The sequence below is a fragment of the Cyclobacterium sediminis genome, assembly GCF_054781075.1.
This window is the reverse complement of sequence record NZ_BAAGVC010000002.1, coordinates 241,530-258,479: the sequence shown is the minus strand read 5'-3', so window position 1 is coordinate 258,479 and position 16,950 is coordinate 241,530. Positions and strand designations below refer to the sequence as shown.

At 36.6% G+C, this 16,950-nt stretch carries 11 protein-coding genes; 4 read left to right on the top strand and 7 right to left on the bottom strand.

Features of this window, described 5'->3' with window-relative positions:
• The first annotated feature begins 32 nt into the window (after nucleotides 1-32).
• The gene (locus ACYVHJ_RS01620; protein ID WP_460511963.1) at nucleotides 33-356 is read left to right on the top strand and encodes a four-helix bundle copper-binding protein; all 324 of its coding nucleotides are present in this window, start codon (nucleotides 33-35) and stop codon (nucleotides 354-356) included.
• Between the two features lie 107 nt (nucleotides 357-463).
• On the opposite strand, the gene ACYVHJ_RS01615 is transcribed toward ACYVHJ_RS01620, so the two are convergent.
• From ACYVHJ_RS01615 to ACYVHJ_RS01600, 4 genes are all read right to left on the bottom strand, one after another.
• Nucleotides 464-1,462 carry a GRP family sugar transporter gene (locus tag ACYVHJ_RS01615; protein ID WP_460511961.1) on the bottom strand — a complete coding sequence of 333 codons (999 nt, stop codon included), beginning with the start codon at nucleotides 1,460-1,462 and terminating at the stop codon, nucleotides 464-466.
• Nucleotides 1,463-1,554: 92 nt separating this feature from the next.
• Nucleotides 1,555-2,556, bottom strand: coding sequence for a nucleoside hydrolase (locus ACYVHJ_RS01610; protein ID WP_460511957.1), 1,002 nt, complete (start codon nucleotides 2,554-2,556; stop codon nucleotides 1,555-1,557).
• Nucleotides 2,557-2,603: 47 nt separating this feature from the next.
• The gene (gene rbsK, locus ACYVHJ_RS01605; protein WP_460511955.1) at nucleotides 2,604-3,515 is read right to left on the bottom strand and encodes a ribokinase; all 912 of its coding nucleotides are present in this window, start codon (nucleotides 3,513-3,515) and stop codon (nucleotides 2,604-2,606) included.
• Between the two features lie 234 nt (nucleotides 3,516-3,749).
• Complete coding sequence (locus ACYVHJ_RS01600; protein ID WP_460511953.1) at nucleotides 3,750-5,354, bottom strand: hypothetical protein; 1,605 nt, start codon at nucleotides 5,352-5,354, stop codon at nucleotides 3,750-3,752.
• Nucleotides 5,355-6,249: 895 nt separating this feature from the next.
• On the opposite strand from ACYVHJ_RS01600, the gene ACYVHJ_RS01595 reads away from it, so the two are divergent.
• A complete protein-coding gene (locus ACYVHJ_RS01595) occupies nucleotides 6,250-8,145 on the top strand; it encodes a tetratricopeptide repeat-containing sensor histidine kinase (protein WP_460511951.1) in 1,896 nt (631 codons plus the stop codon).
• A 201-nt stretch (nucleotides 8,146-8,346) separates the two neighbouring features.
• Here the strand turns inward: ACYVHJ_RS01595 and ACYVHJ_RS01590 are convergent, their stop codons facing one another.
• A complete protein-coding gene (locus tag ACYVHJ_RS01590) occupies nucleotides 8,347-8,496 on the bottom strand; it encodes a hypothetical protein (protein ID WP_460511949.1) in 150 nt (49 codons plus the stop codon).
• 415 nt (nucleotides 8,497-8,911) lie between these two features.
• Here ACYVHJ_RS01590 and ACYVHJ_RS01585 point away from each other — a divergent pair, with 415 nt between their 5' ends.
• The gene (locus tag ACYVHJ_RS01585; protein WP_460511947.1) at nucleotides 8,912-10,459 is read left to right on the top strand and encodes a hypothetical protein; all 1,548 of its coding nucleotides are present in this window, start codon (nucleotides 8,912-8,914) and stop codon (nucleotides 10,457-10,459) included.
• A gap of 155 nt (nucleotides 10,460-10,614) precedes the next feature.
• On the opposite strand, the gene ACYVHJ_RS01580 is transcribed toward ACYVHJ_RS01585, so the two are convergent.
• Both ACYVHJ_RS01580 and ACYVHJ_RS01575 read right to left on the bottom strand, forming a co-directional pair.
• A complete protein-coding gene (locus tag ACYVHJ_RS01580; RefSeq protein ID WP_460511945.1) occupies nucleotides 10,615-11,013 on the bottom strand; it encodes a hypothetical protein in 399 nt (132 codons plus the stop codon).
• Between the two features lie 66 nt (nucleotides 11,014-11,079).
• Nucleotides 11,080-15,582: a T9SS type A sorting domain-containing protein gene (locus ACYVHJ_RS01575; protein ID WP_460511943.1), complete on the bottom strand. Its 4,503-nt coding sequence runs from the start codon at nucleotides 15,580-15,582 to the stop codon at nucleotides 11,080-11,082.
• A 553-nt stretch (nucleotides 15,583-16,135) separates the two neighbouring features.
• Between ACYVHJ_RS01575 and ACYVHJ_RS01570 the strand changes: the two genes are divergently transcribed.
• On the top strand, nucleotides 16,136-16,936 hold the full coding sequence (locus ACYVHJ_RS01570) for a response regulator (RefSeq protein ID WP_460511941.1): 801 nt from the start codon (nucleotides 16,136-16,138) through the stop codon (nucleotides 16,934-16,936).
• Nucleotides 16,937-16,950 lie beyond the last annotated feature (14 nt).

Here is a 16,950-nt window from a genome sequence, read left to right as displayed (position 1 = left end):
TGGTTAAAAAAACTAACCTAAATTACAAAGTCATGAAAAATGAAGCCTTAATCAAAACTTTAAATGATTGTGCCATAGCCTGTAATTTTTGTGCAGATGCTTGCTTGGATGAAGAAAATGTGGGGCAGATGCTTGCTTGCATTAGAACCGATCGAGTGTGTGCAGAAGTTTGTGCGAGCACAGCCAAAATACTTTCCATGTCTTATGGACCGATAGACGACCTCTTGCGATTCTGTGTCAGTGTGTGTAAGAGATGTGCAGAAGAGTGTAGTCAACATGAACACGACCACTGCAAGAATTGCGCAATTGCCTGCAACAATTGTAAGGAGGCCTGTGAGAAAATCCTGGAAGGTTGAACACCATAGAGGAGCCTACAATTAGCACTTACGCAAAAAATGTAGCCCAAGCTTTAATATTCAGTTATGGCTACCTATTCAAAACCCTTAAACTGGAAGTTCATTTCCTATATTCCGGCATAAATGATGATAATGATCCCTATGATAAAGCAGGCAAACATACTCTGAAGCATGGTTTGAGTGCTTGGGCTGGCTCCTTTAAATTCTTTCCAAACGAATACTCCCCAAAATGCTGCCACCATGGTAGCCCCCTGACCCAGCCCATAGGAAATGGCTGGCCCTGCCTGTTCTGATGCGATGATGCTAAAGGCCATTCCCACACACCAAATTGCCCCGCCTAAAATACCAACCAAATGGACTTTTAAATTCCCTGAGAAATAATCCCCGTAGCCCACAGGAGTTCCATCAACAGGCTTCTTCATAAGAATGGTATTGAAAACAAAATTACTCAATAGGATGCCTAGGGAAAACACAAATACAGCGCTATAAGGTGTGAACTTACCTGGCTCCGGAATTTGAAAGTTTAAGGACATGGACTGCTGGACTAAAAAATAGAAAAAAGACATTAAAAGACCTCCGAGCAGGGCCAGTTTAAGCCCTTTGGATACATTTTTAGCTTTGTCCATACTGTTTTTCTTATAAGCCATAGCGTCCAATATTATGGCCACGGTTACCAAGGCGACGCCTAAAAACAATAGAATAGGATCACCTTTTTGCTCTGAAATGTAGTTTATTAAAACACCCAAAACCAAGGCCAAGCCAATGCCTACAGGAAAAGCTACGGCCATGCCGGAAAGAGATATTGCTGCTACTATTAAGATATTGGCTAAGTTAAAAACTGCTCCTCCAGCCAAAGCCCTCCAATAACTCGTAGGGACTGCCTGGCCCAAATCATCCAAAAACGATCGACCTCCCTCGCCGATACTTCCTAAGGTTAATCCAAAAATTAGGGATAACAGGACGATACCGAGTACATAATCCCAGTAAAACAACTCAAATCTCCAGTTACCCTCCGCCAGTTTTTGTGTATTGGCCCATGAGCCCCAACATAGCATGGTAATAAAGCAAAAAAAGACAGCCAAAGGGTAATCGTTGATTATAAACATTGGGTCAAGGGTTATGTTAATTGCAAATTAGTTGGATAACAAGGGTGATAATTATTTAAACTGATATTGATCGGATATTTTTTTTTAAAAATTTATGGGGTAACCAGTACATAGTTTTCCATCCTATCAAAGAAATCTCCCATAATGGCTTCTTTGTTAAAATTCTCCCATATCATCACTTTTCTAGGATTGTCTGGTCTTTCTTGCCATTCACCATCTACCAAAAGCGGTGCAGGAATTTCTTTTTTCTCAGCCCAAGAAGGGTTCTTCACTATAGCCACTGCGGCCATGTCATACAAAGGTCTGGTTCCTGCTTCATCGTAAGTATGAATATTGCTATACAGGTTTACAGAATAATCCCCAAAGTGGTCGAAGGTATCCCCATGTCGGCCAGTGATGGGTTTCTCTGCAAGAGGCCCTTTACCCGGCATTACACTATTGATCTCTGCCCTATTGGAAGAAACTGCGGCAGTACCTGTTTCCTTCCCTCCTCTTACCAAAACCATTTCGAAAGGCACGTCAACATTTAAAATATAATTTAGCGAAGCTTCATCGTTGTCTTGGTTGTACTCGCCGGGATAGGGGTAATTGGACCCTAACCATACGATTCTTACTTTATCGGCAATAGATGGATCTTTTTCTAATGCCAAGGCAATATTGGTCAATTTTCCTACCGGCAATAGTATGAGTTTTTCATCTGATTTTTTGTGGGCTTCTTCAATGATAAAGTTGACCGCCTCAGCTCCATCAAAATCTGCCTTGCCCAAGTTTTTTCTGATTTCTTCAAACGATGCATTTGCCCCTTTGTGTAAAGGCATGGATGGATACACATTGCAGAGGTCCATTATTCTTCTGGCTTCCTTATAGTGTCCGTCTATTTTCCCTCCATTTCTGGTTGCGTTGACTGTTATTCCTACCACGTCAAATACATCACCATTAAAAAACAAATAAGCCATGGCATGTTGATCATCCAATTCGTTGTTGGCATCTGTATCAAAAAGCACCCGATGTTTAGTAGATTCAAGGGATTTTTGACAGCTGGTAAATCCTATTAAAACAAGGGCTAATATTAGGACAATGTTATACTTATTCATGGGCAGTTTATATAATGTAAGAGATCTATTTTTTTAATTTCAGGCAATTAGACTTTAAGGTCTTGCAAAAATGGCACAGAAGCTTGCGCTCCATGTTTGGTCACTGACAAAGCTGCGGCCTTATTGGCAAAAGCCACTGCCTCTTCCCAACTCATTTCATTGGATAGCGCGGCGGCCAAGGCGCCGTTGAAGGTGTCTCCGGCGGCAGTTGTATCAACAGCTTCCACCTCAGAAGTGGCAATGGTACCGGAATAATCTGCCGTGGAAAGAAAGGCACCTGCAGCGCCCAGGGTTATGATGACTACCTTAACCCCTTTGTCATGAAAAAAATCCGCAGCATGTTGCGCACTTTTTTCTCCGGTTATATTGATCCCTGTCAAAAATTTAGTTTCCGTTTCATTGGGGGTTATGGCGTAAATTGAAGCATATAATTTATCGGAAAGTTTACTTGCAGGAGCCGGATTCAGTATTACTTTCTTACCCAAGCCTGAAGCTTTTTTTGCAACATATAAAACGGTTTCTATAGGTATTTCCAATTGCAAAAGGATTATTTCGGCTTCTTGCACCAAGCCAAAATACTTTTTGATCTGTCTGGTATTCAATGCCAAATTGGAGCCTCCTGCTACCACAATGGTGTTTTCTCCTGATTTGTCGACTACAATTTGAGCCACACCGGAAGGCAATTTATTGTCAAGTACTACCCCCTCCACATTGAGCCCCTCTTTCTTAAAATTTTCAATCGTTTGTTTGCCAAACAAGTCATTTCCTAACCTTGCCATCATGGCTACCTTTCCTCCCAGCCTTGCTGCTGCCACGGCTTGATTGGCACCTTTACCCCCAGGGTTCAACAGAAAGCTGTGTCCCATCAAGGTCTGACCTGCTGAAGGAAATTCATCCACTCTTATTACCATATCAGTATTTGCACTTCCTACCACTAGGATTTTATGTCCTTGATTCATGTTATCTCATCTGATCTCCCATAAATCTAATGACAATAAATTAAAAATGCATAGAAAAAAGGGGGAATGGAGAATATTCACTTTAAAATATTGCTTTCTATAGATTATAGAAGATAAGTTGACATTCCAATGCCATAAACTATTGCCAAACCTTCATTATTTTAAGTGATCGAATTCTTAAATTAACAGGGGTTTGGTACAATTTTCAGCAATAAACAAAGAATATAATTTTGGTTAAAAGCTCTTTTTGTATTTAATCAGCAAAGGATTACCATTTTCCATACTTCCTTCCATTCTTTCGATTATCCTTTTTAACCTTCGGTATTTCTTAAAAAATTGTATGCAATTGTCATGTAGCTCCGTATGTTTTATATCCAGATTCAAAGCAGCATTTTCATAAAAAATATATACATGTTCCGGGTCGATATCCCCTGGTTCCTTTAACCTATTCTCATTGATTACGCCCAATTCAAAATAAGCTTTTCCGAAAAGATCCTTGTACTTGGTTTTTAACCAACTGGGCTGAATTTGATTGATAGTCTTTACTAAAACCCGTTCAAAAACCTCCTTAGGTAAATCCTCTTTATTTTTAAGCGCAAGATTCACCCTCACGATTTCAAAAATCATTAGCATCAAAACTTCATTAATCATTATATTAGGATCTAAAAGTTTTTCCTTATTGATATAATCTCCATTAACTCTAATGTAATCAGTGGTTATAGCCTCTATCACTTGAAAGAAATTAAGGTCAAATAGACCTTGAAAACCATTTATAACTTTTTTTACCCCTACAAGATTCAGGGTTTTGCAATAATAATGGTTAGCGTCTACAGATTGTTCCATTAGGTCGTAGAGCACTGCGATACGAAAATTCAATTCAATTTCCTCATATCCCGAGTCCAATAAATCTTTTAATAAGGCAATGGATTCAGCATAATTCCCCTGATAAAAATGCCGGATTGCAGAAGCCCATGAAATCATCTGTTTAAGTTTTGACCTAAACTCTCCTATAAAGGTTAAAAATTTAAAGTTATCTGTTTTTAAACTGAAACCATCTCCAAAAAAATCAATATCCGATTTTAATATTTTCAAAGTTAATGTGACTTCGCTAGGGCTCAACATTTTGCCCCAAATCACAAAATCTGCCATTTTTTCATCACTATGCTTTTCAGCATCTCTATTTGTAAATTGAGTAAAGCCCGAAAACTTTTCAACCGGAAGTCGTTCAATATTTAAATCATACTCAGGACATTGTTTTAGCTCTTTACAGATGTGCTCCAATTCATCCTCCAATTGAGCGCACAGAGAATCTTGACAAAAAAAAGGCAATAAAACAATGTCTATCTCAAGGTCTTTTGAAAAACATTGGCGAATAAAATCATCAAAATCTACATATCTACATAATTTAGCAATGACATTAAGAACCCTCATACTTGAAAAAGCTGGCAGATCCTTATCCTCCTTATCCACATCCTCTATATAATACAAAGCTGCATTCCAAAAATCAGCAGCCACTTTGTTTTCATTAGACTTATAGGGCCAATGATCCTCTCCTAATAGATCCTCTACCATTGATCTAAGGTGCCATTTTTGATGTTTGTTAACAGCGCCAACTTCATTGAATGGGATATAGTCTGCTAATTCTTTAGAGTACCTGTCTTTGAAGGTATCAATGTACTTCTCTCTTTCATACAATAAAAATTGCTTTACTCTTTGTTCAACCTTTTTACCTAAAACATAAAATGGTTCATATCTCCATTTATTTTTAGCGTCGTACCTATTGTTATTTTGGTATTTTTCAAATAGTGGATGACTTTCAATATAATCCAAATATGGCATACAAGTATATTTTTACAAAGGGTTTACAACAGTAAAAAAAGTCATTTTAAATATAATTAAAATCACCCAAAAATAAAATCAAATCTGCATCCCTTAGTTTATCCTCTTGACTTCTCCTTCTAGCCTCTTGACAAGTATATTTCACCTCTTTACAAATATTTTAACCCTCTTCAACCGGTAAATTCACTTCTTCCAACCTCTTTGTTTATTACCATTTTTTCTTAGTTTAGGAATATTTTTTGCTATATATAAGATATAAATGCCTGAGTTTCGATAAGATATCTAACAGGATTCTCTAGACGAAACTATAAGCCAGCAGGCTTGGATTGAGGCATCAATTGACGACACCATTCACCTCAATCCCTTAAATAAATCTTTTATATAAAACCATTAAACAAATGATAAATTTCAAATTATTATTCGAGATTTTGTTGTTTTCAAGCATTGGAAGTCGTGACTATCCGGCAAGTGAGAATACTTCATTACCACAAAGACAGATATACTATCATAGTACCGAAGCGGAGGATGAACCTGGAAGAGATTCTTTCTATTATTACTAAGTCGGGATAGGCTTTCTTTTATAGTGAATTATTCAATCAAAGGACCTGGTTTCCCAGGTCCTTTTCCCATTTAAGAGAATTCTAAATAATTTGGAGTGTCTATCTCCATTCTTAAACACTTACAAGGTAAAGCTTGAGAAGTAATAGTGGAACTAAAATTCGTGAACCTCCTATATAATAGTGTAAAACCAACAATAAAATTCGTGAGAGTGAATTTAATTGTATAAAAATTAAGGTTTGGACAACGATAAATTGGATATATGGTAAAGAAAAAAGATATTTATAAAACCCAACAATTCAATCGCCCGTCATTTCCCTTTAAAGATTCTACTCAAATGAAAAATATTTTACCTAATTTCTACATAACTTTATTACTTATAGCATATTTATTTTACAATGCTCAAATCCAAGCCCATAAATCTCCGATAGATAAAAAAATAGATATTAGCATAAATGAAGGAGAATATGGTGAAGCAAAAGTATTGCTTGAAAGGGCTTTGAATGAGATTAACTTTAAAGACACCACCCATCTAAGACAATACAATGCAGACTTGGGCTATGTTTTGTTCCATCTTGGTAAATATCAAAACAGCATTGATAGCTATAAGGAGGCCTTAACCTATACCAAAGCGCAAGCTGACCACAAGCGTACCTGTACATTTCTCCGAAGTATAGGACTAAACTATCAATATTTAGGTCTTTATGGTTTGGCTATTGAAAATTACCAAGAAGCGCTTGATGCCCTGAAGCTTGCTGAAACAGACCTTCCCAGGGAAGCTGCTTTATATAATTCTATGGGAAATCTTTACAGAAATACACAAAATAAATCCAAATCTTTGGAGCTGTTTCACAAGTCCTTAGGTTTATACCGGTATCTAGGAGACACCAGTAAGGCTGCCAATTTACTAAACAATTTGGGAGTAAGTTTTCAACATTTTAACAATTTGGATTCCAGTCTTTATTATTTTAAATCGGTTTTAGAATTAGTGAACTTGGATATTAATTCAACTCCGGCCTTAGCTAAGGACAGAACAGCAACTTACAATAATATAGGGGTCGTGCTATTGGATCAAGAAAAGATTGAGGAAGCCTACCCATATATCTTAAAGTCTTACCATATCAACCATTTGAACAAGGACCTACAGGGTCTAGCAATTAGCCACAATAACTTTGCAGATTATTGGCTAAAAAAAGCCAGCACAAACAAGGCAGCCTTACACTTGGACTCTGCCCTGCATATACTTCAGGAAATTTCCGATAAGGAATTAATGGTTGATAATTTAGAGCTTCGTTTTAAATTATTGGAAAGTACCAAGCAATACGAACAGGCATTGGTTACCTACAGATCTTTGGACTCCTTGAACAACCAATTGTTTCAGGATGAAAAATTAAAAGTAGAAGAAATAAGCAATATTTATCTTTTACGTGAAAAGGAATTTGAAAATCAGAAAATCTCTCAGGAAGCAGAATTATTTGCCTTACAAAGCAGCAAGTTTCAGCAAACCAGCTTGTTCCTTGCATTCCTTGGAATAATCTTGACCTTGTTTCTCTTTTGGATTTTCAGAAACCTTAACCGCCAAAAACGACTAACGCAAATTATTGGAGCTAAAAACAAAACCATCAGCCTTCAACAAACCGAATTGCGACACCGAACTGCCAATAATATCATGCGGCTACAGAGTATAATTAAGGAAATTGCCAGAAGGGTACCGGACAATACTGCCCAACAGGAAATGTTGAGGTCTACACAACTCCTGTACGCTGCGGCTTCTCTGGAAAGGTACTTGTTTAGTATAGAAGATGAGCAAGAGGTCCCCTTACAGGAATTCCTCCAAGGCCTGATGCAACAACACCGGGAAATGTTAGCAAAAGAAAATCGAAATGTGAAGATTGTATACCATCAAACTGCTGAAATCGTGCTACTGGTGGAAGTTGTAATTCCCATCTCAATGATATTGACGGAATGGATTTACAACAGCTTAAAGTATGCCTTTGAAAGTATTGGACAGCCTAAGATTACAATTGTGATTCAGCTACAAGATCAAAATATCACTATTGATTATCAGGACAACGGGGTTGGTTTCAGTGGACAGAAAGGTAAAGGCACCGGCACCAAACTTATAGAAAAATTTGCCTTGGATCTAAAAGCCGAAATAAAGAGCATCACACATCAAGGGACAAGGCATCAATTGGTGTTTAAAGTAAATGGTAAAAAAATGCTAACCAAGTAAACATTACAACTAATTATTATAATAATAACACAATTTGAGTTAAATAAGTTATTAATCAAAAGCTTGTCGAATTAGTTTAACAGTTTCACGAAGTAATTGATCACTTTTACGAAAAAATGAATGACCAGTTTTTCAACATTCCCTAACTTATTACCAAATAAAAAAGGGTCTAAAACACTTTAGACCCTTCTTTTGCTAATATTAATTCCCTCTACCTGGATCATCTACAGGTCTTGTTGAGGTTTCTTGGGTTTTAGGATTGGCATCCTCATCATCTATCAATCCACAGCTACTAAAAGTTAATGATGAAATTAACAATAATAGCTTTAGCAAATATTTAATAGTACACATAACCTTACAGTTTAGGTTAAGCTTCTCTATTTAAAGGGCATTGCTCCATTCCGAGGAAGCGATCCGGTTTTTCACAATGCCCTGTGGCCACATATCAAGACGGTTCATTAGGTTTCCCTGAACACTTAGGAACGACTCCTTTTGAATCGTTTAACAATTACTAATATAGCGAATTAAAAGAATATATACAAGATTTTATAAGTATTTACAGTTATATATACTGACTAATAAAAATATTAATAATATAATTCTGTTGATAATTAATAGAAATTCTAACTCCATTAATAACAAATTATAAACTATGTATGAAATGGTATCGATTCATGTATAGTAAAATTCAATCTATGAATAAAATTTATTAATTAATTTTTTTATCTAACTAAATAGAATAAACTTAAAAAAACACACAAGATAGATGTCTTACCGAAATCTAATTGAAAAAAATCCGCTATTAATAAAACATTGGGGCGAAGAAAATTACCTGTATATTCCACTTTACAAATTGGCTACTAAGGTCCAGGAAAAAGTGGTACAATTCATGGATTATGAGTATGAATCCAATAACTGCTACGGTTTTACGAATGATCCCAATAAATATGTCCCGTTGGGAGAAAAAGACAAAGTAAGTCAGGAATGTAGAGATTTTTTAATTTATATATTAACAGACAAAAATCCAGAAGACTACCCATTTACTAATGATAGCAATAGAGCATGTTACCTTTTTTGGCATGGAGCAAGAAAAGGTAAGTTCCGAGAAATAAAACCAGGTAAACAGCTCCAGTTTCCAACAATAGAATTTCTCGATCAAGTAGCTAATTTGGTTGAGTATAAAAATTTTAATTCCTTTATCAGAAAATATTTCTCCGCTTCTGAGAAAATAAAAATAATACTTTTGCCATTTTTGGAACCCTACTCACACCCCTATGTTGTTGTAGATTTATTAGAATATGAGTTAAATTTGCTTCAAAAAGAATCCCTATTAAATTTAGAAATAATCAAACAACCACCTCTTGATGAGGGGAAAATTGGATGGAAAAACGCTAAGGAAATAGGCAACACTTATCATGCTGATTTAGTAATTTGGGGAAGACTAGACCACAATAATCAAATCCATCTTTCAAGCTATGCCTTAAAACCTGAAATTTGCTATTTCTGGGAGTCAAATACTCATGGACCTATAACCTTTCATATTAATTTACTTGGTAATGAATTCATGGAACCTATTAAAAATATTTTTTTATGGACAACTGCGATTAGGCTTTCCCTCAGAAAAGATGGCAGAAAGTCAATAAATATTTTTAGCAAATTATTAAATAACAACTATCAATTATTGGAAGTAAACCTCTGTTTATCTGTTATTTATTACTACAAGAAATATACTAAATATGTTGACCACCATGTGATATCTACAATTTCTCTTGCCTTGGGTAAAAGTTATGAAGAAACTAAGCTAAAAATGAAACGGGAGAACCCTATGGATCACCAAAATGGTTCAATTATTCATCAATTAGTCAGTAAATGGAATCTCTCCAGAGAAAATAGAATCATAAATGAGAATCTCGATGAAAACAAACCCGGAAGAATTATATTTTTCGAATACATAGCAGCTGTAATACTTTTAGGATACAAAAATTTATTTTCACCAGAAGAATATGAGAAATTTCTTACCAAAATTTTTAATAAAATTCAATTGTTCTGGTTTAAATCTGAGTATGCAGAAGTATTTGGATCTATTTACTTTGAAATGGGAATGGTAAAAGAAAATAAATTAACAAAAAAATTTAATATTGGACCTGAAGATGTTTATAAATTATATAAAACAGCAACCCTACACTCAAATAACATACATATTCATAAGACTTGCATAGAATTCTATATTAAATATGAACAATTTGACAAAATTAGAACGAAAATATTAAGCGACAACAAACATTCTGATGAGGTTTTAGCCCTCTACAAATAAATAGAGTATTTTAATAATTAAAAATAAAAATGGTTATTTCAATCAAACTAATCGAACTAAATTAAGAGGTGAAAAATGTGGTATAATGGACAAATATAAGTTTATCCATTATACCACATTACCTTGGATATTGATATTAGTTTAGACTAACCCTATTACAACCCAAACTCCATCTTCAACGCCACAGCTCCAGCTTTATAATTGGTCTGATTGATGGTCAGGGTCATTTGGGTATCTGTAAGGCTGTTGATTAGGAATTTATCGGGGCCACCATTCAGTAAGATCTCAGATTCTGAGGAATTAAAGGCCCAGGTCCCGGTTTCTTGGACCGAAAGTAATGCACCTCTAGCAGTATAGCTGTTGGAAGCCGTAAACCTAATCGTGTATCCATCAGTGGGCTGATCAGAACCATTGGCCGTAAGTTTAATTAATTTCCAATTTTGGGTAAGTAGTTCTGTCTTTGTTTTCTCTGGCTCTTCATCATCCTTACAAGAAAAGAGGCTAACCAATACCAGTAAACAAGTAAAACAAAATAGCTTATTAATCAATTTCATGGCGAATAAATTTAATGTTAAAAGGAGGTATAGGAGAGCGATAAATAAATCGCCCTCCGTATTGTCTTAGTCTTTAATAATTAATTTCCGGACTACAAATAGTCTATAGCCTTGGATCTCTATTAGGTAGACACCTGCATTGAAGTCGGAAATATTTATAAAGCTATTCTCCGTATGCACATAGTCTAAAACCACCCTACTCCTTCCATTGAGATCATTGATAGTGAGCTCATAAGCCTCTCCTATGGTAAGGCCAGTGATGGAGAAGGTGTTCTTGGCTGGATTGGGGAACAGGTTTACCAACCCCTTAGCACCTGGTCTTTCTTCTAAATCAGTCAAGGTTTGGGGCTCAGAAATACTGCTACAACCATCTACTGTCACCATTACCGAATAAGCTCCCCCTTCTGATAGGTTAATTTCATCTTGATCAGCTCCTGAAATATCCGAACCGTCCAGCTTCCATTGATAAGTACTCCCTTCAGGTGCATTTGTTACTTTAAGCACCAATTCAGGAGAAAATTCAGAACCGATGATTTCTATTTCAGGAACAGGTGGAGCAACACAAAAACTATTGGTTTTCTTTTCGGCTGCAGCATAATTGTCATTCCCGCTTTGACTGGCTTCAATAACTACTTTCCCTGCGCCCGTTAGACTAACAGTCTTACCACTTATCGTAGCCGGCCCACTGAGCACGGTAAAGGTAGGCTCCAGATTAGCGCTACTGCTTGCAATTAGATCAAAGGAGGCTGCGCCATAGGCTTTGTCTTCAATCGCAGTAAAATCTAAGGTTTGAGATTTTTTCTTAACGGTCTGGGTGCGGTTCACCTCACTAGCCGCCTTGTAATTGTCATTTCCGGGTTGACTGGCAGTAATGACTACTGCTCCCGCTCCCTCAATAGTCAGCTTTGTTCCGGAGATTTTTCCGGGACCACTTTTCACTTTTAGGGTTACCGGTAATCCGGAACTTGAGGAGGCAGAAAGATTAACTGGCTGGTCTCCGTAAGTTTTATCAGGCAAATTGGCAAAAGTAATGGTCTGCCCTGCCTTTTCAACAGTAACCTCCTTCTCTTCAGAAGTAGCATTGTAATTGTCATTTCCTGCCTGAGTGGCTTTCACAGTAATCGTTCCGGCACCTGTAATAGTCACTTTACTTCCACTAATGGTTCCGGGACCACCGACCAAGGAAATAGTAACCGGTAGTTTGGAATCAGCCGTGGCCACCACTGTAAATGGTGCATCGCCGTAAGTTTTATTGGAGATGGAGCCAAAAGTAATTTCCTGATTGGCTTTCTCGACTTCGAAAGACTGTTCTATAGCTTCCGCTGCCTGGTATTCATTATCACCGGGTTGTTCAGCTTTTACTGTTACAGTCCCTGCGCCTGTAATGGTCAGCTGCTTTCCTGTAATTGTGGCAGGACCACTGACTACAGTAAATTGAACTGGGAGCTCAGAATCTGCTGTGGCCACTAAATCAAAAGGAGCATCTCCAAATTGCATCTCAGGCAAGGAGGAAAACGATATGACTTGACTTATTCTGCTTTTAGTAGTTATTTCTATGTCATCAAGGAAGATCCCATCTCTGGAATACGAATAAGTATAAATGGGGTTGCTTCCATATTGTTGAAAACGAACCACTGTTTTCTCTGAAAGAGTCAATTTTTTCTCTTCTGCCAAAGTTGAAATATCCACTTCCATAAACCCCCATTTATTTGAAATAAGGGTGAAATCCTGAATTTTGGTAAAGGTTAGGCCTTCATCCACACTTAAATAAATACCATTTTGAGGGCTCAACTCTTCAAAACTACTGAAAATATCAAATTTAAGAATTACATTTTGAGCCTCTTTTAAATTAAGCTTCAAATCAGCACTTACGATTCCCAATTCTCCTGATGCGCTTTTACCTAAATACAGCCCATTCTGCCCTGTTTTACTTACAGCAAGTGATTCATATTTACTTGCAACACCAACCCCTCCTTCCAATCTAACAACTGAATTATTATCGACCATTCCAGTAGAAAACTCTGATAACGGATCAACATAAGGAAACGTAGAATTGCTATAAGCCCAACCCTTAGGCATTTTAGTACCTTCTTCAAATCCCTCATTATAAGGAAATTTATTTATAAAAGTCTGGTCAGGAACCCTAACTTCAACGTCATCTATAAAAATACCATCGCGTGAACTACTGGAATAAGCTCCAAAGTAGGAATTGTCATATTGTTGAAACCTGACAATAAACGTAGATGAAAGTGTCAATCCGTAATGACTTGCCAACCTGTCAATATCGAGGGGAGGCAGTTGACCCCAGCTTGCATTTGCCCATTTATCCCCATCAAAATCCATAACTTTGGTAAAGGTTACTCCAGCATCATCACTAAAGAAGATTCCATCGATGGGATGCGTATTTTCAAAATAGTTATTCATCCAAAAAGACAATTCAATATCTGGAGTATTACTTAGGTCCAGGTGAAGATCCACAGCAACGGCTCCAAGTTCACCACCTACTCTTTTTCCCAATATCAATCCGTTAGACCCTTCCCTAGATGCATTTCTGGCTGAAATAGTAGAACCAACCGCAGCAACCCCTTCTAACCTTACAGTAGAAACTCCATTTACCAACCCTGTAGAGTTAGCTTCTACAGGGTTAATATAGGGAAATGAAGGGTTGGCCTGCTTCCAGCCAGATGGAAGCTTAGACCCTTCTTCAAAACCGGTCGAATATGGAAAAGTGGAAATATAGGTTTGGTCAGGTACACGAACTTCAACATCATCTATAAAAATACCATCTCGTGAACTGCTAGAATAAGCTCCAAAGTAGGAATTGTCATATTGTTGGAATCTTACAATAAATGAAGAAGAAAGTGTCAATCCGTAATGACTTGCCAGCCTGTCAATATCCAGAGGAGGCAGTTGACTCCAGCTTGCACTTGCCCATTTATCCCCAGCAAAATCCATTACTTTGGTAAAGGTTACTCCAGCATCATCACTAAAGAAGATTCCATCGATGGGATGCGTATTTTCAAAATAGTTATTCATCCAAAAAGACAATTCAATATCTGGAGTATTACTTAGGTCCAGGTGAAGATCCACAGCAACGGCTCCAAGTACACCACCTACTCTCTTTCCTAATATCAATCCGTTGGACCCTTCCCTAGATGCATTTCTGGCTGAAATAGTAGAACCAACCGCAGCAATCCCTTCTAACCTTACAGTAGAAACTCCATTTACCAACCCAGTAGAGTTAGCCTCTACAGGGTTAATATAGGGAAATGAAGGATTGGCCTGCTTCCAGCCAGATGGAAGCTTAGAACCATCTTCAAAACCGGTCGAATATGGAAAAGTGGAAATATAGGTTTGGTCAGGTACACGAACTTCAACATCATCTATAAAAATACCATCTCGTGAACTACTAGAATAAGCTCCAAAGTAGGAATTGTCATATTGTTGGAATCTTACAATAAATGAAGAGGAAAGTGTCAATCCATAATGACTGGCCAACCTGTCAATATCCAGAGGAGGCAGTTGACTCCAGCTTGCACTTGCCCAATTGTCCCCATCAAAATCCATAACTTTGGTAAAGGTTACTCCAGCATCATCACTAAAGAAAATCCCGTCTAAGGGATGGGTATTTTCAAAGTAGTTATTCATCCAAAAAGACAATTCAATATCCGGAGTACTACTTAAATCAAGGTGAAGGTCCACAGCAACGGCTCCAAGTTCACCACCTACTCTCTTTCCCAATATCAATCCGTTGGACCCTTCCCTAGATGCATTTCTGGCTGAAATAGTAGAACCAACCGCAGCAATCCCTTCCAATCTTACGGTAGAAGCTCCACTTACCAACCCGGTAGAGTTAGCTTCTACAGAGTTAATATAGGGAAATGTAGGATTGGCCTGTTTCCAACCTGCAGGAAGCTCAACACTTCCCTCAAATCCTGTAGAATAAGGGAAAGTAGAAATATATGTTTGGTCAGGTACGCGGACCTCAACGTCATCTATAAAGATTCCATCTCTTGAACTGCTGGAATAAGCCCCAAAGTAGGAGTCATCATATTGTTGAAACCTAATGATAAACGTAGTCGAAAGTGTTAATCCGTAATGACTCGCCAACCTGTCAATATCTAAAGGAGGCACTTTGCTGTAAACATCACCCTGCCAATTATCTCCATCAAAGTCCATAACTTTGGTAAAGGTCGCCCCATCATCATCACTTATATAAATCCCGTCCTGAGGATGGGTCTCATCGAAATAATTATTAAGGTAGAAATCCATTTCAACTTGAGAATAGGTGCTTAGGTCTAATTTAAGATCTAATCTATTGGTAACTAACCCTCCTTTTGAGCTAGTCTTACCCATGGCTAAACCATTACTCCCTTGATAAAAAACATTCCGTCCTTGAATCTGATTTTCTATCCCTACCACAGCATTGTCCTCCCCCGGAATTGCTGTCCATTCCGTTTTCAATGCACCACTTTCAAAATCATCCTCAAATATTACCTGGGAAAAAACATTCGGTATGCCTCCCAGAATATATAGCATCAAACAAATACAGTAAAACTTATTTTCCATAGTGATTTAATTTAGGTTCTAATTAAATGTAAATGAGTTTTACTACTTCTATAAATAATTTTCGTGAAGCTAGGATATGGACACGTGAAAGTAGGATATAAAGACATAAAGCAAAAAACACAAAAAACGCTTCACACCTATTAAAACCTATTTTAATATTCAATTAATGCAGTACACATTTTTTAATTGGCACAAAAACAACTATAAAAAATCACCTGAATCATTGTTATATTTATATGAAAAATTAAAAATATGATAATAACTAAATATCGTTTACGTAAACAATATCATATATTTTTATTTTATATAAACCAACTAAATAAACACTTCAATGACCACACATATAAAACCAATCCTTTCGCTTAGTTTATTAAGAAATTTTCTGTAAATTATTAGACATATATACAGGTTAATAAAAATATACTGCTATTAGGTTGCAACTATTATAAGTCAGAAATATTTATTGAGTAAATTTTTTACTCAATAACATATAATATTAAAAATTGAACCTGTTTTATTTTGATTGGAGACACCCACCAAACTTCAAACCTATATGAAAGTACTTATTGTAGAGGATGACCCTTTTATTTCAGAAGACCTAAAATTTGAAATAGAAACCAAATTTCCGACAGAGATTTCCGAAGTAATTGGCCCGGCAACCAGTTATTCAGAAGCTGTTTCCTTAACCTATACCAACTCTCCTGATTTGGTATTGCTTGACATCTCACTAGGAGAGGACAAAGATGCAGGAATAAGACTAGCTCATTTTATCAATCAACAGATATGTATCCCTATCATTTTCTTATCAGGACTACCTAAAGAAATAGGATTTGATCAAGCCAAGTTTTTATGCCCCTTTGATTTTATCCACAAACCATTTAACCCCGATATATTGGCTGAAAAAATTGAACTGGCATTAATTTACCAATCCCAGAGAAAAAATAGCGGTCAAATTAATACACATTCAAACAATGGAACCCAAAGTAAATTAATGGTCACTACCGGCTTTAATGAAATAACCGCAATCCCGGTAAATGACTTAATCCTTTTGGAAGCTGACGATAAAATCATAAGAGCCTTTACCGTTACTAGTAAAAAAAGTATAGATTTTATATCTCCCGGATTAAAAAACTTTTATCAGAACAATATTTTCCTATTGAAAAATTTCTATAGACTCAATAGAAAGCATGTATTCAACTTAAACATGGTGCATAAAATAAAAAACAATCATATTCTGCTTCCAAAAATTAATAATAACATGGGAAATGGTGTGGATAGCTTTTTTCAATTACCAATACCTAAAAATGGTGACAGCAAAAAATTGCTTTATGCAAGATTGGGTTACAAAAATTAGCCATTATCGAATTC